We start from the raw sequence: 19031 nt of genomic DNA on the forward strand, positions 1-19031 counted from the left end.
CCGTGGCTTTCACCCACCCTAGGCAATCTAACTGGCAGGGTGCTCGTACCCATCGCCGTACTTTTCCAATACAACTTCCAGGAGTTTCTCCATGAGCAAGAGCGTTATCAGCAGCGACAAGGCCCCGGCCGCCATCGGTCCCTACTCACAAGCGATCAAAGCGGGTAATACCGTATACATGTCTGGGCAGATCCCACTGGACCCCAAAACCATGGAACTGGTGGAAGGCTTTGAAGCTCAGACCGTGCAGGTGTTCGAAAACCTCAAGGCCGTAGCGGAAGCCGCCGGCGGTTCGTTCAAAGACATCGTCAAACTGAACATCTTCCTCACTGACCTGTCGCACTTCGCCACCGTCAATGACGTCATGGGCCGTTACTTTGTGCAGCCCTACCCAGCCCGTGCGGCCATTGGTGTAGCGGCACTGCCACGCGGTGCGGCAGTGGAAATGGACGCTATTCTGGTTATCGAATAAGCCCGACCGCAGCGGGGTAACCGCCTGCCGTTCTCTTACTGCTGACGAGCTGTTGTGCTCGTCAGCAGTGAGCACTCAATCAGTGCTGAGTGGCGGTTGTGCGCGCAACAAGCACGTCTATACATCGTGATCTTTACCCACCGGTATCTCTAGCTCCAGCCTCAGCTTGCGCCGTGCTTAGAGAAAAAAACCGAACCGGCGCACACATACATCGACCTCAAAAGCGGCGCCGATGGCGACCACGGCGACACTCTTGATCGCTGCGGGCGTAAACTCAGCAGCCGTGCGGTGCGCATGCAACTGCGCGAATGGCACGACAAAACGGGTCCATTGCGCACTCACTTGCAGGGCGCAGCGAAAGGACTGCCAAGGCCTTTCCAGTTGGCTGGTTTTGACATGCAGGTTGTATTCATGGGCGGTGCCACACAGCTCGATAAATAGGCCACGGAATCGCGCGCAATCAGCCTCGATATCCAGCTTCATCTGCACAAAACCACCGTTATTATCGAGGCGGGTGCGCCCCGTCAAACAGGTGCAACGCGCGCCATTGCGCTCACATTGGTGCGCAGTGGCCGTGGAAACACCGCCCATGACCTGATCACTGATCACAGCCCAAGGCGACACCAGCGCCTCATCAGCACGGTAAATATCCACCCGCTGCTCCGCACGTAAGGCAGGACCATGGGTTTGCATGGGCTCACTCATACGCTTGCAGCACGTCCAAACTGACGATTTCAGTGGCTTTTTCATGGCAGGCATCGAGCAGCACCGGCGGGGCTACGCCTGCTTCATGGGCCTCCTTCCAACGGCTGGCGCACAGGCACCATCTGTCACCCGTTTTGAGGCCCGGAAAATCCCACTCAGGTCTTGGCGTAATCAGGTCATTGCCCTGCACCAAGCTGTATTCCAGGAAAGCATCGGTGACCACCGCGCACACTACATGCCGACCTCTGTCTGCGTCGCCGGTATGGCAAAAGCCATCACGGTAGAAGCCGGTGCGCGCCTGGCTACAGCATGGCTCTAGCGCAGTGCCCAATACATTTTTGGCAGTTGTGGCCATCTCATGCTCCTTTTTCTGGGTCGTTATTTCAATAACCGGTCATTTCAAGGTAGCCGACAGCTGTGTGGCTTCCTGTGACATTGACCGGCCCTTCCCAATAAGGGATGCCCGTACCCATCCACGCGTTTGGGTTAAGTGCACGGGCGGTGACATCGAATTTTTTATGGGCAATCTGTAGCCGCCACTCAGTCGGCAGGCTTCGACCCGCCACCTTGCTCTGCACTAACGGCGTCATGTTGATCGCTGCCGCGTCCAGCGGTTCGGCAACCCCATCGGGGGTGATCCAGGTGCCCGAATAGAAGTGGCTGTCGTCATTGCTGCGCAGGCGGAACAGCATCAGCTTGCTGCCGTCCTGCAGGTGCAGCGAAAACCAGTCCCAACCTTGCTGGTCCGCCGCCAGCGGCTGGCTGCTCCATTCTCTATCCAACCACCCCATGCCGCTGACTCGACGCGTCTCACCCTGCCATTGGATCTCGCCGTCGACCTGAAAAAATGGTTGGCTGTAATACCAAGATGCCTGACCTCGGGTGGATTTTTGACTGAAGCCGCGATCGCCGTGCAGCACCAGCGGAGCATCCGAGCGCAGCCTCAAGTCATAGCGAAAACCCTTACCTGTAGCGCTGACCTGCAAGGGGCTGAGTTGCAATGGACGGCGTTGTTGGGCGGCGTCGCTTGCGAGCGACCAATCATCGATCCACGCCCGAAAAGGCTGCGCGTGCACGCCGGCCTGACCAATACCACCCCGAGCCAAGCGGTCAGCATGCTGATGACCGTCTGCGCGCGTCAGCGCAGCGTGACCTAACCACACCTGAGCGCTCTGCCAGCCAGCCTGTGCCTCATCGCTGCTTTGTGGCGCCATGGCCTGGCGGAATAGGGTCCATTGCGCGCCCCACTGCTCTCCGCTCTCGTCGGTCAAGTTAGCGGTCACGTACCACCACTCAATACGGTAATCGGGGTGTGCGCCAAAATCGTCAGGGAAGACCAGAGGCTGACCCCGAGTCACTGTGCTGAAACCCTGCGCCTCGCTGCCCAGGCCAGCAAAACCAGCCGGCACAGGCGCCTCTGTGCTGTCGCAACCCAGCAATGCGGTAAAGACCAAGACAACCAGCCACCTAAGCATCATGGGCAAAGCTCCTGAGTAAACGGGTTGGCCCGGTACGCAGGATGCGCCAAGCAGGGCCGATGCTCGCCAATAACACCGCCAGCAACGCCAGCAGCACCAGGGTCAGCCACTGCCGCGGAAACCAGTGCCAAGGCAGGCGCCAGCCAAAGGCTTGGACGTTAACCACCTCGACCAAACACCAGGCCAGTACCAGGCCCAAAGGGATCGCCAGTAAGCAGGTGAACGCCGCCAGCATTAGCATTTGCGCCAGACTCAACGCGGCCAACTGAGCGGGCCGCAGCCCCATGGCCCAGAGCGGCGCAAGCTGGCTCAGCCGGCTGTCTGCCAGCCCCAGCAGGCTGGTAAAAAGCGCCACAGCCGCCACAGCCAGCGTGAGGGTGTTGAGCGCGGCGGTGGCGGCAAAGGTCTGCTCGAATACAGTTTGCGAATAGGCCTTGAGGGCTGCCTGATCGATGACGCGACTGTCGCCCAGACCGAATGCGTTACGCAGCGCCGCCGCCAGTTGCGGAGCATTGTGTTGACTGGCCAAAATGCCGATACCGCTCACCGGCTGATCGGGCCAGCGTTGCTGCAGGCCTGCAGCAGAAACCAGTAGTTGCCCCTTGGGGTTACCGTAGTCGGCATAACGCCCGAGTATTTTCAGCGGCCAAGGCCCAGCGGGTGTATCCAGCGTCAACGTATCTCCCAGTGACAGCTTCAGGCGAAAGGCCAGTTGCTCGCTGACCAGCGCACCCTCGCCTGCCGCCAGCGGCGGCCAAGGATCGCTGATTGCTTCAAGCAACGGCCAGGTCTGCGCATACAGGGGGTGGTCGATGACGCCACTCAGCTGCGTAGGCCCACCCTCAACGCGGATCTCTAACTCCCATGTGGGCAACTGCGCGCTGACCTCCGGGCGCTGAGCCAACCAGTGATTAATCGCTTCAGCCTGGGCAGCGTCTTGCGGGCGCACGTAAATATCGGCCGACAGACGCTGATCCAGCCAGCCGATAAAGGTCTGGCGGAAGCCCTCAGTCATGCTGCCGACGCCGATATTGGCCGACAGCGCCAGCAGCAGCGCCATCAGCGCGATACCAAGGCCCGAAACTTGCTGCTGACTGTCAGCCCAGAACCATTGCCGTATTGGGCCTGCGGGGCGCCTCTGGGCAAGGCGCAAGACTGTTTGCAGACACAACGGCAGCAGCAAGGCCGCCCCCAGCAGCAGGCTGGCGAGCAATGCAAAGCCGCTGAGCAGCGAGTCACCCCATACCACCAGCGCACCGGCCAATGCCAGTAGTGTCACACCGAGCAGCGACTGCAGCCTGATGGCACGGCCCTGCGCTTCACGCCACGCCTGTGGCCGAGCCCAAGCCAATACCGGCAGGCGCATGGCCGCCAGCACACTGCTACCGCCCGCAATCAGGGTGCCGAGCAAACTCATGCCCAGCCCGGTTAACCACCAGCTGGCGTCCAGCGCCAACTGACCCGCCACCTGCGCGCCATAGAGCCCACGCAGGCTGGCGGCGATATCACCCATCAGCAACGCGGCCAAGGCAAAGCCACTGAGCACACCGAGGCTGCCGCCGAGCAATGCCAGCACCAGCAGCTCCAGCAGCAGAACCGCGAGCAAGGTTTTTAGGCTGACGCCGCAGGCACGCAATGTCTGCAACAACCCACGCCGTTGCTCCATAGCCAACCCGGCAGCAGCGTGAACGATAAACAGGCCGACCACGAAGGCCAGCAAGCCGAGCGCCGTGAGGTTGAGATGAAAGCTGTCCGTCAGGCGCGCCAAATCGGCTTCACCACCCTCTTGCCAGACCAGCGGCACGTTATCCGGCAGCGACGGCAGGTCGGCGGCAAAAGCCGGCTCAACCAGGAGTTGGCTGAGCATGCCTGGCTGGTCGAGGAGGCGCTGGGCCTGGCTGATATCCACCAGCAACATGCCCGGCGGCAAGCCCGGCACCACCTGCAATGGCGGCAGGTGTTTGCCGTCAAACAGGGTCGGGATTGCCCCGGGCTCAAAGCCGAATTCGGCCAAGGTGTCGGCCGCAATCCACGTCATCCCAGGCGACAGCATAAAGGCGCGCAGGTTGTCTTGATCCGCTATCTGGGCCTCGACGGTGCCGCCGGCAGGCAGGGTCAACGGCTCTATACCGGTGAGCTGCAAACGCCGCGCATCCGTGGCACCCGCCAGCGCCACCGTGCCTCGCAGCATGGGCGATACTGGCCAGCCCACACGTCGCAGGGTGACGAAGTGGTCTTGTGTAAATACCTGCCCTGCGGGGGCGAGCAACACGGTCTGCGCACCACCGGCAAACAGCTCGGCAGCACGGTCATAGCTGTCCCGCGCCTGACTGTTGAGCGCCTGCACGCCCGTCCACAGCGCGGTGGCCAGCCACAAGCCGACCAGCAGGCAGGCGGCCTGTAAGGGGTGCCGACGCCAATGGCTGAGCAGCGTATGCAACACCCACCCACAATGGCGAATCACCGCTCACGTCCGTGCACGCGGCCTGCTTTGAGCACCATCTGCCGATCCAGCCGGGCGGCCAGGCGGGCGCTGTGGGTGACCATTAGCAAACTCGCGCCGGCCTGCTGCACCAGATCGAGCAACAGGGCCATCACCTCGTCAGCCGTGTTTTCATCAAGGTTACCGGTCGGCTCGTCAGCCAAGATCAGCGGCGCACGCACAGCCAGTGCACGGCCGACGGCAACCCGCTGCTGTTGTCCGCCGGAGAGTTGCTCCGGGTAGCGCTGCAACAGCTCACTCAGACCCAATTGCTGGGCCAGCTGGCTTAGCCAGGCTTCATCTAACCGCCCGGCGAGGCGTGCCTGAAACGCCAAGTTGTCGACCACGCGCAAGGAAGGAATCAGATTGAATTGCTGAAAAATCACCGCGACTTGGCTGCGCCGGAAGGTTGCACGGGCTGCTTCATCCAGCCCGGCTAGCGATTGGCCGCCAACATGGATATCACCACTGTCGGCCTGATCGAGGCCGGCCACCACGTGCAGCAGCGTGCTTTTGCCGCTGCCAGACTCACCCATCAACGCCAGACTCTGCCCGGCTTCCAAGCGCAAACTAACGCCATCCAGCACCGCAAGCTGGCCTTGCGGCCCGCTATAGGCTTTTTTCACATTCTGTACATCTAGCACATCAAGTGCCTCCTGAGCCGGCGTGAACCCGCGCATTAATCAATGGGTGCAACGGTTCGGCCACAAACTAATACCGCCAGCGCTAAGGTGACATGCCCCGCGCTTAACGCACAGGGCAGCGCCACACTGTGCGCAGCCCGTTGAGATCACTCAAGCCTCGCGAGTCCGCCGCCTGCGCTGCAACCAGACCACCAGACCAAAGAGCAGGAAGCCGGGGATCCACATCAGCTCCTTGGTCAAGCGATCCGTTGGCGCGCGCACTTTGAGAATGTGCTGATCAAATTCCAAGCCCGCCTCAGCGGCAGGGCTGCCAAAGGTCACGCTATCGACCAGCACCTTATCGCCGTCCTCGTAGGTGAGCAGGCCGAGCTTTTGCAGGCGCTCCTCGCCATTGGCACCTTCAGGCACAGGCAGCAGCAGGCTGAACTCACGGGCATCGCCCACGGCATCTTCACCCTGAATGCGCAGACGCAGCTGGCTGCCGGCCTCCACCTCACCTAGCGCTTGCGCCAGTTGCGCGGGCGGGATGTCGCGGTATGGGTCGTGCGCCATGTCCATCCAGAAACCGGGGCGGAACAGGGTGAACGCCACCAGCAGCAGCATCAGGTTTTCATACCAGCGGCTGCGCACAAGGAAATAACCCTGAGTGCCGGCAGCGAAGATCAGCATGGCCGTGGTGGCGATGATAAAGATCAGCACGCCGTGCCAGAAATCCACGTCAATCAGCAGCAGGTCGGTGTTGAAGATAAACAGGAACGGCAAGATCGCTGTGCGCAGGCTGTAGTAAAACGCCGCGATGCCGGTCTTGATCGGGTCGCCCTTGGACACCGCTGCCGCCGCAAATGAGGCCAGCCCAACGGGTGGCGTCACGTCGGCCATGATGCCGAAGTAGAAGACGAACAGGTGCACGGCAATCAGCGGCACGATCAGGCCATTTTGTTGGCCAAGGGTGACGATCACCGGCACCAGCAAACTGGACACCACGATGTAGTTGGCAGTGGTTGGTAAACCCATGCCCAGCACCAAGCTGAAAATGGCGGTGAGCACCAGCATCAGCAGCAGGTTGCCCATCGACAGCAGCTCGACCAAGTCGGCCAAGACTAAGCCCACCCCAGTTTGCGACACCGCACCCACAATCACCCCGGCGGCGGCTGTGGCAATACCGATGCCGATCATATTGCGCGCACCGGCGATCAAGCCTTCACGCAAGTCGATCGCACCGTCTTTAAACGAGCCGTGGCTATGACTGCCATCGGTGCGCAGCCAACTCAAAAGCGGACGCTGCGTGAGCAGGATAATCACCAACATCACGCTGCCCCAGAAGGCCGACAGACCGGGAGACAAGCGCTCGATCATCAGGCACCAGACCAGCACCACCACCGGCAGTAAGAAGTGCAGCCCGGACAGCAATACGGCGCGGGTTTGCGGCAACTTATCGAGCGGCGCATCGGGGTCTTCCGCGGGCAGTACCGGCACGCTGGCAGCAATTTTAAGCAGGCCCAAATAGACCAGTGCCAGCAGCGCGCCGATGCCCGGCAACGCGAAATCGCCCAGCGCCGGTTTGAGCCAACCAAGGCCGTAGTACACCGCCAGCGACAGGCCGCTGATCATCGCAGCACCGAAGGCAAAGCCGGTCAGGCGCCGCAGCCAAGGCTTAGGCTGGTGGCCGCCAATGGGTTGAAGACCCAGCTTGAGTGACTCCAAGTGGACGATATACAGCAGCGCGATATAGGAAATCGCCGCCGGCAAAAATGCATGCTTGATGATCTCGACATAGGGCATGCCGATGTACTCAACCATCAAAAAGGCCGCCGCGCCCATTACCGGCGGCATGATCTGGCCGTTGACCGAAGACGCCACCTCCACTGCCCCGGCTTTTTCCGCCGAGAAGCCAGTGCGCTTCATCATCGGGATGGTGAAGGTGCCGGTGGTCACCACATTGGCAATCGATGAACCAGAAATCAGCCCAGTCAAACCGGAGGCCACCACAGCGGCCTTGGCCGGGCCGCCGCGGTAGTGACCGAGCAGGCTAAAGGCCAACTGAATAAAGTAATGGCCGGCGCCGGCGCGCTCAAGCAGCGCACCGAACAGCACAAATAGGAAGACGAAGCTGGTGGATACGCCAAGGGCGATGCCGAACACCCCTTCGGTGGTGATCCACTGGTGGTTGGCCATGGCATTAAAACTGACCCCACGGTGCGCCAGCATGCCCGGCATATAGGGCCCGGCTAGGCTGTAAATAAGAAACAACAGGGCAATAATCGCCAGCGGTGGGCCAAGCACCCGGCGCGTCGCTTCCAGCAACAGCGGTATGCCGATACACGCGGTGAGCATGTCCGCCGTAGTCAGGCTGCCGGGGCGTAACGCCAGTTGCTGATAGAAAATAAACAGGTAGGCGGCGCTGGCGGCAGCGACCAAGCCCAAAGCGATATCCAGCAGGGGCACCCGATCGCGCGGCGATTGCTTAAACGCCGGGTAAGCGAGAAAGGCCAGCAACAGGGCGAACGCCAAGTGGATAGAACGGGTTTCGGTGTCGTTGAACACACCCATGCCGATGATAAATGGCAGCGGCGAGGCGATCCATAACTGGAACAGCGACCAGAGCAGCGCCAGGCCCGTAATCACGTGCGCCATGGCACTCTTGGGTAGACGCGCGCCGACATCTTGGGCGATCAATTCTTCGGTGGTCAGTTGCTTGTCATGCATGGGCCGAACCTGCATTTGAGATGACGAAAACAGCAAAACCCGCAGCTTGAATAGCTACGGGTTTGCTTATCTGGAGACACGAGCCCGTTGCATGAGCCGCCTCATCGCCCGGATAAGCCTAAGCCTAATCCGGGTAACGCGGCCCCGGATTGCGCTGGCGCTTATCCGGGCTACGTCACGTATTTAAAGACACGAGCCCGGTGTATGGGCCGCCACGTAGCCCGGATAAGCCTAGGCGCAATCCGGGTAACGCGACCGCAGACTGTGCTTATCCGGGCTGCATCACAGGCTTACAGCCAGCCACGCTCTTTGTAATAACGCACGGCACCTTCGTGCAGCGGCGCACTCAGGCCGACTTTGATCATGTCTTCTTCTTTAAGGTCAGCAAATGCAGGGTGCAGACGCTTGAAGCGATCAATGTTGTCGAACACCGACTTAACCAGCTGATAGACAACTTCCGGGCTGGCCTTAGCCGAGGTGGACAGCACGGCCTTGCCACCGATGGACGGGGTGGGCTTGTCGTTACCTTTGTACATGCCGCCTGGAATTTCAGCGGTGGTGTAGTAGCTCTTCTCCGCTAGCAGCTTGTCGATTTCGGCGCCGGTCACCGGCACCAGCACCGCATCCGTGGTGGTGGTGGCTTCTTGAATCGCGCCATTTGGATGGCCCACGAAATAGGTCATCGCATCAATGTTGTTATCACCCAGTGCCGATGCCTGCTCAGCCGGCTTCAACTCAGCGGCCAGGGAGAACACAGAGCGGTCCCAGCCTTTGACCTGCATGATCTCATCTAAGGTGTCGCGCTGACCGGAACCGGGGTTGCCGATGTTAACGCGCTTACCTTTGAGGTCATCGAAACTGCTGATGTTGGCGTCACGGCGGGCAAGAATGGTGAACACTTCGCTCTGCAGCGAGAACACCGCACGGATATCCTCCATCGCACCTTCATTCGCAAACGGCGCCGCGCCTTTCAAGGCTTTGTACTGGTGGTCCGACTGCATGATGCCGAAGTTGAATTCGCCACTGCGGATGCCATTGACGTTGGCTACGCCGCCGCCGCTGGCGGGCGCGTTGCACTTGATGCCGTGTTCATCTGCGCCACGATTAAGGAAGCGACAAATCGATTGACCGGCCACGTAATAAACGCCGGTCTGGCCACCGGTGCCGATGGTGACAAATTTTTCTTCGGCCTGTACGGCGCTGCTCAGGGTGATACCTGCAAGTGCAGCGGACAGGGCCCACGCAAGGGATGTGCCTTTCATGGGAGTTCTCCTTTTCTGTTTATTGTTGAGCCAAACGCTCTTTTTGAGTGCGCCCGGAGGCCAAGAGTCTAACCGCTCAGCCGCAGGTTGCACGACGTAATACCGACAACACGTGTAAGCCTCTGCTGCAAAGCAGCACGAAGCCGGGCGCTGCAGCGAGCAAATACCTAAGCCAAAGGCGACCAGCCGTGCGTCCTTGGCCGCTAGGCACGATATGCTCTGCGCCCGGTCAAAACCTGTGTGCGCGCGCAAAGCCAGCGCGCATCGCTCACGCCACGCCGCCATCGAGTTCATGCTATGCCCGTGTTGAAACAACAAGTCTTTAGGCTAATCGCGCTGGTGCAGCGCCATCCTGGCGTGGTCGCAATTTTTGGCTTCGTTTCGGGGCTAGCGAGCTTTCTGCTGGTCGAGCGTCAGGCCGAGTTGGCTCAGGTGCTGGCGTTGGTGATGCTGGTCAGTTGGTTATGGCTGATTCTCGAAAACGTGTTGCGTGAACGTATTGCTCATTGGTTCGGCTTTGAATTACCGCCGCCGCTGCTGCGCTATGCCACGCAGATGATCCACCAAGAGAGCCTGTTCTTCGTCCTGCCGTTCTTTTTTATCACCACCACCTGGAACAGCGGCCAACTGCTGTTCAGCGGCCTGCTGGCGAGCGCGGCGCTTATTTCGATCATCGACCCGCTGTATTACAAATGGCTGGCGCCCAGGCGCTGGCTGTTTCTCGCTTTTCACACGCTGGCATTGTTCGCGTTGCTGCTCACGGCGTTGCCGATCATCTTTAAGCTGACCACCGCGCAGAGTTATCCGCTGGCACTGGCGGCTGCGGTGGTGCTGTCGTTTCCGTCGCTGTACACGGTGATTAGCGCAAAGCGTTGGTGGCGCTGGCTGGTGCTGGTCGGGCTGATGACCTTGCTCGGCGGCGGTGGCTGGCTGGCGCGTATTTGGGTGCCGCCAGCCACGCTGTGGCTGAACGAGGTGGCCGTCAGCACTGAAATGAACGATGCGCAACGCGCACCGGTGAACCCGCTCAAAACCATCAGCGACACGCAACTGCACCAACAAGGGCTGTACGCCTACGCCGCGATCAATGCGCCGCGCGGATTGAATGAGCGGATCTATCACGTCTGGCGGCATAACGGCCGTGAGATCGAACGCATCGCCCTGGATATTCACGGCGGGCGCAAAAAGGGCTATCGCGCCTGGACCCACAAGCAAAACTTCCCGGCCGACGCGGTAGGCCGCTGGCAGGTGCAGGTGCTGACCGAAGCGGGGCAAATGATTGGCGTGCTGCGCTTTCAGGTCGTGCAATAGCGTTGCAGCCTAACCCTCTTCCACGCATGGGAGAGGGGGGCTAAACGCGTCACGAAAGATGCAGGGCCGACGCGCAGCAGATCGTTGCCGAACGCTTAGCCGAAGAACCAGTAGCACACGTAAATGGCTGCCACCACGCCAGCAAATTCCGCCAGCAGCGCACAGCCCACGGCATGGCGCACGCGGTAAATACCCACCGCGCCGAAGTACACTGCCAGCACGTAAAAGGTGGTTTCCGTGCTGCCTTGGATGGTGGCCGCCACCAGCGCTGCAAAGCTGTCGACGCCATGGGTCTGCATGGTTTCGATCATCATGGCGCGCGCTGCGCTGCCAGAAAACGGCTTGACCATGGCCGTGGGCAAGGCTTCGACAAAGCGCGTGTCCCACCCGACCCACTCAACCAGCCAGCGAATCCCGTCGAGGCCAAAGGCTAATGCGCCGGAGGCACGCAGCACGCCAATCGCGCAGAGCATGGCGACCAGATAGGGCAGCAGGCTTTTGGCTACATCAAAGCCTTCCTTCGCGCCTTCAATAAATTCCTCATACACCGCGACTTTTTTCAGCGCGCCGACTAGCAAAAACATCAGCACAATACCGAACAGTGTGAGGTTACCGGCCAGCGAGGAAAGTGCCGCCAATGCCGTGGCTGACATAGTCGCCAGCAGCGCCATAAACGCCCCTAACGCCAACGCACCAGGGATCAGGTACGCCAATACCACCGGGTCCCACAAGCGCAGGCGCTGCATAATCGCGACCGAAAGCAAGCCGACCAAGGTCGATGCACTGGTGGCCAGCAGAATGGGCAGAAACACCAAGGTTGGGTCCGCCGCACCTTGCTGCGCGCGGTACATAAAAATGGTCACGGGCAACAGGGTCAGCGACGAGGCGTTCAGCACTAAAAAGAGGATTTGTGCATTACTCGCCACAGTGCTGCTGGGGTTGAGCTCCTGCAGCGCCCGCATGGCTTTTAGGCCGATTGGCGTAGCCGCGTTGTCAAGGCCAAGGCCATTGGCCGCGAAGTTCATGGTGATAAAACCGAGTGCTGGATGGCCGCGTGGCACCTCGGGCATCAAGCGCGCAAACAGCGGGCCGAGGACCCGCGCTAAGGCGTCGACCAATCCAGCTTTCTCAGCGATGCGCAGCAAGCCCAGCCAAAGCGTCAGGGTGCCGAACAGCAATACCATCACCTCAACCGACAGCTTGGCCATGGCGAACAGACTTTCGACCATCGCGGCAAACACGGTGGGGTCATCGCCCAGCAACCAGCGCGACAGGCCGGCAATCGCCGCCACCACAAAAAAACCCAGCCACAAGCCGTTGAGCATACCGATCCCCCTGTTAATGGGCTGGATGATAGCGCGGCTGGTGAAGCTGGGGTGTAAAGGGGCAGCTCAAGGCCGCCCAAGGAGCGTTGCAGCAGTCATCAATACCAGTTCGGGTCTTTCTGCAGTTGCTCAAGCAGCAACTGTTGGACCGCTTCATCCGGCTCGCCTAACCAACGCAGCGTGGCGTGCTGGCTGGGCGCGCGATCGGCTGGCAAACCGGCCGGCAGTTGCACATACAGTGCGTAAGCGTTGTCTTTGTCCCACGTGAATGCGACGTACAGGCGCTGATCAAAGCAGTTTTGCGCTGGGCATAGCTCGCCCACCAAGTAGTTATCGCCATCATCTTCTAAACCCTGCATCGGGCTGGCGACGCCGCTCAGGTTCATCACCCAATCCGGCAGGCGGCTCTCGCCTTCCAGCAGTTCTTGCCACGTTTCTTGGTATGCCACGTCGCTGGAGAGCAATTCATTGAGGTGGAATTGCGCATCGGTATCGGCCGCTAGAGCTGCCGCGCTGCCGCTTAGCACCCAGGCTGCCAGCAGAGTCTTGAGAGCACGCATGACAGCTCCTTAGCCTTTGGGGCGACGGCCCATGATGAACGAGACGATGAACAGCACCAGAAACACCAGGAACAGAATTTTCGCGATCCCGGTGGCGGTGCCAGCGATACCACCGAAGCCCAATACGGCGGCGATGATGGCAATAATCAGAAAGGTAATAGCCCAACTCAACATGGTGATTCTCCTTATATAAATCGAACTGCAACGGCTGTGCTGCTGTAGAACGAAGGCGCTTAAATACGCCCTCAACCGTTTTAGCGGGCTGCCGGAGCAACCTTATTAGGGTTATTGCAGGGCTCGTGCCAGCTTTTAATAACTTTAAAATTGTTATATTTCAGTTACTTACTGCGAATCTGCAAATGTTAATACGTGCATGCTGCATGATCGCCAGCTTTTCACCGTGCAACTTGCACGGCGGTGTTACGCAGGTGCATCTGGCTGAGTCTTTGGCACGAATGCGCGTGTGGATAAATTAAGAAGCGACAGGTCGCGCTGCCCAAGCCAGGCATTCGCTGAGAAGAGAAGATGAGATGAGATGAGATGAATAGAGAAAGTCGGGCGCCGTAAAAACCACGCAGTGCGGGGCCGGGCGAGGAATGTTCAGTGCATGAGAAACGCTTGCAGCAGAGCGACGCGGTGTTTCGGCAGCCTGCACGCTCTACCGTGCTCAGGCAATGCAGCTAAAGCTAAAAACTAAACCGCTGCGCTGTGGCGGCGTCAGGCTGAGCAGACCGCGGCAACGAAGTGTGGCGGACCTGCGCTAAGCCATTAGGCTGTTGCGCAGCGTGTTCATAGTCGTCAGCAAAAGACGGCGAGTAGGAGTTAAGCCCCGGCACCCGGGCGCATTGCAGTTGTGCGCACATCCCTGCCCAAGGTCGCTCTTGCTCAAGCACCAGCACCGTACCCGTCAGGTTGCGCATCCACTGCGGCCACGCATGTTCAACGTGACGGATGGCGGGCCATCCTTGGGTCAAAACGGGTGCGTAAGCAGGTTCAACAGCCAAAGGCTGTGGGTTGTCGGCGGCCAAAGCCGCCGCACTGCCGCCCAGCATCAGGGCGACAAGCAGCGTCTTAACACAATGCATGCTGTGCGCTCCTACACCTTTGGGCGACGGCCCATGATGAACGAGACAATAAACAGCACCAAAAACACCAAGAATAGGATTTTCGCGATCCCGGTGGCGGTGCCAGCGATGCCGCCAAAGCCCAGTACCGCGGCGATGATGGCAATAATCAAAAAGGTAATAGCCCAACTCAACATGGTGATTCTCCTTGGGTAAAAAACCCTTTGCGATGAAACGGCGGCACGACGTGCAGCAGGTGAGGAGCACAGCACACGCCGCGCCCCTGATGCCTTATTGCATAGACTGCTTGAGGTCACGCATGCGGTCATGGTTGGCGCGCACAGTCGGCATTTGCAGGGCAAGCAGCGCCTGCACATCCGGATCAGCGTCTTTCAGTACATCTTCAAACGCGTGCAGGATGCGATCTTCGGCCTCCTCCAACTGCGCCACGTACGTGGCCGCTTCATCGCTGACCAAGGCGGCCTTAGTGTCGGCGTATACCTGACGCAGCTTGCCCACCATGGTGCCGCCATCCGCTGGCTTTTCATTGTTAGCGCTGACCTTTACGGCCAAGGCACTGATCAGCTCTTTCTTGCTCTGCGACATGTCGCGGAACAGCACTTTTAGGCGCACATCTTTCACTTCATCGTGGGCGTGCTGATAAAAGCGCTGACCATCACGAGTGATTTCGATTAGCTCGTTCAGTTGCTGGATTTTGTCAGTCATGGTGACTCTCCTCTGGCTGTAACAGCGGCGATAACCGCCTTAAAAGTAGGCTGCACTGGGTAACAGGCAGCCCGAATGGCTTAGCTTTTGATGCGCAGCGCGTCAGCATCTACACCGCGAACGCCACGGATATTGCGGGCCGTTTCTACGGCCAGCTGCTTTTCAGCGTCGCTCAATACATTGCCGCTCAGGCTGACCATGCCCTTCACGGTTTCCACCGTGATGTCCAAGCCATCAAGGTTGCGGCTGTAGATCAGGCTGGATTTCACCTTGCTGCTGATCCAGGCATCACTGATCGCCACACCGGTGTCATCCGCTGCGTTCTGCGCTTTGGCGGCAGCGGTGTTGCCAGCGCTGACGCTGAGCAGGTTATTCACCTCACGCACACCGTCCGTGTTGGCCGCCAGTCGACCGGCCAGCTCCTTGGCCTCGGCGGTTTGCGCGCTGCCGTTGAGGCTGACCATGCCGTTGACCGCACTGACATCAATATCCAGGCCTTCGGTATTGCTGTTCCACAGCAGTTTGGATTTCACCGTGGCCACCAGCGTCGCGTCATCAAAACGCTGCGACATGGATGGCTCGCTGCCGGCTTTGGCTTCAAAGTCAGGGTCGAGGGTCAGCTGGTTATCCACCTTGGTGACCCCCTCGATGCCCAGCGCAATTTGTTCAGCCAGGTCGCGCTCCACATCGGTTTCAACCTTACCGGTCAGCTTGGCGCTACCGCTTTCCACGTCCACATCAATGGTGAAGGGGTTGAGGTGGCGGTTGAGCGCAAATGCAGTCCAGATTGAGCCTTCTTGGCGCGCTTCGGTGAGGTCGCTGCGGGTAGAGCTTTCAGCGGCAAACGCACTGATGGGCGTCAGACCGATCAAGCCGGCTGTCGCCATGGCCAAGGTCAGCTTTTTAAATGTGTGCATGGCAGTTCCTCCAATGGATAGTGCTCAAGCGGCTGTTTTCGCCGCACCTACCCTTACATCGCAAGCACCATGCCAGCCTTTAAAATTAAAATTAACCTATACATATCAATTAGTTAACCAATAATCAGAACCACTCTGGACGTGCAGCTTGCATGGTCTGTACAAAGCAGCCGTGCAACTTGCACGACACAACGTGGACTAACCTTGAGCACGACGTACTGCCGAATGGCTCAAGGAGATGCACATGCACACACGCACAGAGGAACACAGCCTCGGACGTATCCTGCTGGTCGATGACGAACCCGCAATCCTGCGTACCTTCCGTTATTGCCTAGAAGACGCGGGCTACCATGTCAGCACCGCTAATAGCGCAACCCAAGCCGATAGCCTATTGCTGCGCCACGTGTTCGACCTGTGCTTTCTCGACCTGCGTTTGGGCGCGGATGATGGCTTGGAGGTGCTGGCGCAGATGCGCTTACAAGCGCCATGGATGCGTGTGGTCATCGTCACCGCGCACTCAGCGGTCGACAGTGCGGTTGATGCCATCCAAGCGGGCGCTGCAGATTATTTGGTTAAACCTTGCAGCCCCGAACTGCTGCGCTTGGCCGCTGCCAAACAGCTGGAAGCCCGTCAGTTAAGCGAGCGCTTGGAGCGTTTAGAAGGGTACGTGCGCAAACCCGGCGACGGCCTCGACTCACAGAGCCCAGCATTGATGGCAGTGCTGCAAACGGCCAAACAGGTGGCTGACACCGATGCCAATATTCTGATTCTCGGCGAGTCCGGCACCGGCAAGGGCGAGTTGGCGCAAGCTATTCATCGTTGGAGCAAGCGCGCAAAAAAATCCTGCATCACCATCAACTGCCCGTCGTTGACTGCCGAGCTGATGGAAAGTGAGTTGTTCGGGCATAACCGCGGCGCATTTACTGGCGCCAGTGAAAGCACCTTGGGCCGGGTTAACCAGGCCGATGGCGGCACATTGTTCCTCGATGAAATTGGCGACTTCCCGCTGATCTTGCAGCCCAAGCTGCTGCGCTTTATCCAAGACAAAGAATACGAACGTATTGGCGACCCGGTGACGCGTCAGGCCGATGTGCGCATCCTTGCGGCCACTAACCTGAATCTGGGTGAGATGGTCCAAGACGGGCGCTTTCGCGAAGACCTGCTCTATCGCCTGAACGTCATCACCCTGACCCTGCCGCCCCTGCGCGAGCGCCGCGAGGATATTGTTGATTTAGCCGAGCGCTTCCTCGCGCGCTTTGTAGTGGATTACACACGCCCAGCGCGCCAGTTCAGTGATGAAGCGCGCGACGCGCTGCTCAGCTACGCCTGGCCGGGCAATATCCGTGAGCTGCGCAATGTGATCGAGCGCGCCAGCATCATCTGCACTGAGGAGCACGTCCAGCCCAGCCATTTAGGCTTGTGCCCGCAGGCCGGCCTGAATGCGCCGCAAGTCGGTGATCTGCTGAGCTTGGAAGCACTGGAAAGAGCCCACATCAGCGCGGTGATGGCCAGCAGCGAGAGCCTCGACCAAGCGGCAAAAACCCTTGGTATTGATGCCTCAACCCTGTACCGCAAACGCAAGCAGCTCAGCTTATGAACTTGCGCAGCCGACTGTTTATCAGCAGCAGTGCGCTGGTGACCGTCGCCTTGGTCGGGTTGCTCTTGGGCATGTTCAGCGTGCTGCAGCTGACTCAAGTGCAGAGCCAAGCGATGACGCGCAACCTGCAGATTATTGATGCAAGCCTAGGCTTGCGTCAGGAGCTGGGTAAGCAGGTGAGTTTGCTGCTCGCTGAAAACCTCGACCGCGAGGCGCTGAAAATCTCCGATCAGCAATTCAACTATTGGCTGCAACGCGCCGCCGAAAGCGCCACCGATGAAAGCGACCACCAAACGATTGCTGAGGTCGAGCGCAGCTACGCCACCTTCGATGACCTGCTGGCCAACCCAACGAATGTACGCAGCGAGTTGCTCAATAATGACCGCTTCGGCAGCGCCATCGATGACCTGCGCAATCGCCTCAACGCCCTGCAAAGTCGCTATATCGATGCCGTGGAGTTGGAGGAGGTGCGCACCCGCGAACGCGCGTGGTTGATCGCCGGGCTGATCGGGCTGATCGGCCTGGCCGTGCTGGTGATTGGCTTTGTCACCGCCAACAGCATCGCCCAACGTTTTGGCCGGCCAATTGAGGCGCTGGCACAGGCCGCCGACCAGATCGGCCAGGGTGATTTTCAAGTCACTCTGCCCCTGACCCCGGTAGCGGAAATATCGGCCCTGAGCCAGCGGTTCGGCCTGATGGCCGAATCCTTACGTGAATTTAAAAACAGTGATATGGCGGCGTTGCAGGCTGAGCAGCGGCGCCTACAGGCGGTACTCGATAGCATTGATGATGGCTTGCTGATCTTCGATTGCGCCGGCCGCGTTGAGCACGTTAACCCGGTGGCGCAACGCCAGCTGGACTGGGGCCAGGAACAGCTCGGGCAAACCTTGGATGTGGCTCTGCAGCGCGCTGACTTAGCTGATCAGGTGCGGCATATTTTGCAGGGTGCAAATATCGACGAAACCCTGCCTGATCTGCAGGTGCAGATCGACGGCGAAAACCGTTTGTTGGCGTACAGCCTGTCCGGGGTGAGCCACAGCGAGGGGCGCTTAATGTGCGCCGTAATGGTGCTGCGCGATGTGACTGAGCAACGCGCCTTTGAGCGCGTGCGCAGCGAGTTTGTGCTGCGCGCCTCGCATGAGCTGCGCACCCCGGTCACTGGCATGCTAATGGCGTTTTCACTGCTGCAGGAGCGTGTGCAGTTCGCCGCCGAATCGCGCGAAACGGATCTGCTGAATACCGTGGATGAAGAAATGCACCGCCTGCTAAAGCTGATCAACGACCTGCTAAATTTCTCCCGCTACCAGAACGGCCTGCAAACTTTGGAGTTGTCCGCCTGCGCGCTAGAGCCCCTGCTGCTGCAAACTCAGCAGCGCTTTAGCGGGCAAGCAGCAGAGTTAATGGTGGGCTTGGAGTGCGAGGTGCACAACGAACTGCCGGACATACAGATTGACCGGCTGCAGATTGAGCGAGTGCTGGATAACCTGATCGCCAACGCCCTGCGCCACTGCCCGCTCGGTGGGCAAATCCGCCTGCAGGCGCGGCATCAAGACCAGCGGGTGGTGCTTAGCGTGGCCGACAATGGCGATGGCATTCCTTACAGCCAGCAAACACGGATCTTTGAACCCTTTGTGCAAATCAGCCGCAAGAAAGGTGGCGCCGGGCTTGGCCTGGCCCTGTGCAAAGAAATCGTCCAGCTGCATGGCGGGCAAATCGGCGTGCACTCACGCGTCGGCCAAGGCGCACAGTTCTATGTCGCATTGCCGGTGTGAGTGGGTTACG

At 59.5% G+C, this 19031-nt stretch carries 18 protein-coding genes; 4 read left to right on the plus strand and 14 right to left on the minus strand.

What is annotated here, in order from left to right; genetic code table 11:
* The first annotated feature begins 91 nt into the window (after nt 1-91).
* On the plus strand, nt 92-472 hold the full coding sequence (locus tag WF513_RS16550) for a RidA family protein (RefSeq protein WP_339080495.1): 381 nt from the start codon (nt 92-94) through the stop codon (nt 470-472).
* Between the two features lie 177 nt (nt 473-649).
* Here WF513_RS16550 and WF513_RS16555 read toward each other — a convergent pair whose 3' ends face one another.
* The 7 genes from WF513_RS16555 to WF513_RS16585 form a co-directional block, all read right to left on the minus strand.
* Complete coding sequence (locus WF513_RS16555; RefSeq protein ID WP_339080496.1) at nt 650-1165, minus strand: CIA30 family protein; 516 nt, start codon at nt 1163-1165, stop codon at nt 650-652.
* A 4-nt stretch (nt 1166-1169) separates the two neighbouring features.
* On the minus strand, nt 1170-1532 hold the full coding sequence (locus tag WF513_RS16560; protein WP_339080497.1) for a DUF2237 domain-containing protein: 363 nt from the start codon (nt 1530-1532) through the stop codon (nt 1170-1172).
* Nucleotides 1533-1560: 28 nt separating this feature from the next.
* A complete protein-coding gene (locus WF513_RS16565) occupies nt 1561-2655 on the minus strand; it encodes a lipocalin-like domain-containing protein (protein ID WP_339080498.1) in 1095 nt (364 codons plus the stop codon).
* Entirely contained in the window at nt 2645-5098 is a 2454-nt protein-coding gene (locus WF513_RS16570) for an FtsX-like permease family protein (RefSeq protein ID WP_339080499.1), read from the minus strand. The genes WF513_RS16565 and WF513_RS16570 overlap by 11 nt, the downstream gene beginning before the upstream one ends.
* 17 nt (nt 5099-5115) lie before the next feature.
* Nucleotides 5116-5781 carry an ABC transporter ATP-binding protein gene (locus WF513_RS16575; protein ID WP_339080500.1) on the minus strand — a complete coding sequence of 222 codons (666 nt, stop codon included), beginning with the start codon at nt 5779-5781 and terminating at the stop codon, nt 5116-5118.
* A gap of 150 nt (nt 5782-5931) precedes the next feature.
* Nucleotides 5932-8487, minus strand: coding sequence for a TRAP transporter permease (locus WF513_RS16580; RefSeq protein ID WP_339080501.1), 2556 nt, complete (start codon nt 8485-8487; stop codon nt 5932-5934).
* 290 nt (nt 8488-8777) lie between these two features.
* Nucleotides 8778-9749 (minus strand): TAXI family TRAP transporter solute-binding subunit, encoded by a 972-nt coding sequence (locus tag WF513_RS16585; protein ID WP_339080502.1) that lies wholly within the window; start codon nt 9747-9749, stop codon nt 8778-8780.
* A 297-nt stretch (nt 9750-10046) separates the two neighbouring features.
* Between WF513_RS16585 and WF513_RS16590 the strand changes: the two genes are divergently transcribed.
* Entirely contained in the window at nt 10047-11060 is a 1014-nt protein-coding gene (locus WF513_RS16590; RefSeq protein ID WP_339080503.1) for a DUF5924 family protein, read from the plus strand.
* Between the two features lie 95 nt (nt 11061-11155).
* Here WF513_RS16590 and WF513_RS16595 read toward each other — a convergent pair whose 3' ends face one another.
* The 7 genes from WF513_RS16595 to WF513_RS16625 form a co-directional block, all read right to left on the minus strand.
* Nucleotides 11156-12385 carry a nucleoside recognition domain-containing protein gene (locus tag WF513_RS16595; RefSeq protein WP_339080504.1) on the minus strand — a complete coding sequence of 410 codons (1230 nt, stop codon included), beginning with the start codon at nt 12383-12385 and terminating at the stop codon, nt 11156-11158.
* 98 nt (nt 12386-12483) lie between these two features.
* Nucleotides 12484-12945 carry an inhibitor of vertebrate lysozyme family protein gene (locus WF513_RS16600; protein WP_339080505.1) on the minus strand — a complete coding sequence of 154 codons (462 nt, stop codon included), beginning with the start codon at nt 12943-12945 and terminating at the stop codon, nt 12484-12486.
* A gap of 9 nt (nt 12946-12954) precedes the next feature.
* Complete coding sequence (locus WF513_RS16605) at nt 12955-13119, minus strand: DUF1328 domain-containing protein (RefSeq protein ID WP_339080506.1); 165 nt, start codon at nt 13117-13119, stop codon at nt 12955-12957.
* 512 nt (nt 13120-13631) lie between these two features.
* Complete coding sequence (locus tag WF513_RS16610) at nt 13632-14030, minus strand: hypothetical protein (protein WP_339080507.1); 399 nt, start codon at nt 14028-14030, stop codon at nt 13632-13634.
* Nucleotides 14031-14041: 11 nt separating this feature from the next.
* Nucleotides 14042-14206: a DUF1328 domain-containing protein gene (locus tag WF513_RS16615; RefSeq protein WP_090241246.1), complete on the minus strand. Its 165-nt coding sequence runs from the start codon at nt 14204-14206 to the stop codon at nt 14042-14044.
* Nucleotides 14207-14300: 94 nt separating this feature from the next.
* Nucleotides 14301-14735, minus strand: a complete 435-nt coding sequence (locus WF513_RS16620; RefSeq protein WP_339080508.1) for a PA2169 family four-helix-bundle protein — start codon at nt 14733-14735, stop codon at nt 14301-14303.
* Nucleotides 14736-14815: 80 nt separating this feature from the next.
* A complete protein-coding gene (locus WF513_RS16625) occupies nt 14816-15652 on the minus strand; it encodes a BON domain-containing protein (protein ID WP_339080509.1) in 837 nt (278 codons plus the stop codon).
* Nucleotides 15653-15896: 244 nt separating this feature from the next.
* Between WF513_RS16625 and algB the strand changes: the two genes are divergently transcribed.
* Nucleotides 15897-17249, plus strand: a complete 1353-nt coding sequence (gene algB, locus WF513_RS16630; protein ID WP_339080510.1) for a sigma-54-dependent response regulator transcription factor AlgB — start codon at nt 15897-15899, stop codon at nt 17247-17249.
* A complete protein-coding gene (locus WF513_RS16635; RefSeq protein WP_339080511.1) occupies nt 17246-19021 on the plus strand; it encodes a KinB sensor domain-containing domain in 1776 nt (591 codons plus the stop codon). Before algB ends, WF513_RS16635 begins: the two co-directional genes overlap by 4 nt.
* Nucleotides 19022-19031: the final 10 nt, after the last annotated feature.

Origin of the sequence: Pseudomonas sp. TMP9 (genome assembly GCF_037943105.1) — a bacterium.
GTDB lineage: Bacteria > Pseudomonadota > Gammaproteobacteria > Pseudomonadales > Pseudomonadaceae > Aquipseudomonas.

What these genes read in the sequence shown, in the direction of transcription:
- algB (WP_339080510.1), top strand. Translation starts at nt 15,897, where the DNA reads ATGCACACACGCACAGAGGAACACAGCCTCGGACGTATCCTGCTGGTC.
- WF513_RS16620 (WP_339080508.1), bottom strand. Translation starts at nt 14,735, where the DNA reads ATGACTGACAAAATCCAGCAACTGAACGAGCTAATCGAAATCACTCGT.
- WF513_RS16550 (WP_339080495.1), top strand. Translation starts at nt 92, where the DNA reads ATGAGCAAGAGCGTTATCAGCAGCGACAAGGCCCCGGCCGCCATCGGT.
- WF513_RS16625 (WP_339080509.1), bottom strand. Translation starts at nt 15,652, where the DNA reads ATGCACACATTTAAAAAGCTGACCTTGGCCATGGCGACAGCCGGCTTG.
- WF513_RS16600 (WP_339080505.1), bottom strand. Translation starts at nt 12,945, where the DNA reads ATGCGTGCTCTCAAGACTCTGCTGGCAGCCTGGGTGCTAAGCGGCAGC.
- WF513_RS16560 (WP_339080497.1), bottom strand. Translation starts at nt 1,532, where the DNA reads ATGGCCACAACTGCCAAAAATGTATTGGGCACTGCGCTAGAGCCATGC.
- WF513_RS16590 (WP_339080503.1), top strand. Translation starts at nt 10,047, where the DNA reads ATGCCCGTGTTGAAACAACAAGTCTTTAGGCTAATCGCGCTGGTGCAG.
- WF513_RS16565 (WP_339080498.1), bottom strand. Translation starts at nt 2,655, where the DNA reads ATGATGCTTAGGTGGCTGGTTGTCTTGGTCTTTACCGCATTGCTGGGT.
- WF513_RS16635 (WP_339080511.1), top strand. Translation starts at nt 17,246, where the DNA reads ATGAACTTGCGCAGCCGACTGTTTATCAGCAGCAGTGCGCTGGTGACC.
- WF513_RS16585 (WP_339080502.1), bottom strand. Translation starts at nt 9,749, where the DNA reads ATGAAAGGCACATCCCTTGCGTGGGCCCTGTCCGCTGCACTTGCAGGT.
- WF513_RS16610 (WP_339080507.1), bottom strand. Translation starts at nt 14,030, where the DNA reads ATGCATTGTGTTAAGACGCTGCTTGTCGCCCTGATGCTGGGCGGCAGT.
- WF513_RS16605 (WP_339080506.1), bottom strand. Translation starts at nt 13,119, where the DNA reads ATGTTGAGTTGGGCTATTACCTTTCTGATTATTGCCATCATCGCCGCC.
- WF513_RS16595 (WP_339080504.1), bottom strand. Translation starts at nt 12,385, where the DNA reads ATGCTCAACGGCTTGTGGCTGGGTTTTTTTGTGGTGGCGGCGATTGCC.
- WF513_RS16555 (WP_339080496.1), bottom strand. Translation starts at nt 1,165, where the DNA reads ATGCAAACCCATGGTCCTGCCTTACGTGCGGAGCAGCGGGTGGATATT.
- WF513_RS16580 (WP_339080501.1), bottom strand. Translation starts at nt 8,487, where the DNA reads ATGCATGACAAGCAACTGACCACCGAAGAATTGATCGCCCAAGATGTC.
- WF513_RS16615 (WP_090241246.1), bottom strand. Translation starts at nt 14,206, where the DNA reads ATGTTGAGTTGGGCTATTACCTTTTTGATTATTGCCATCATCGCCGCG.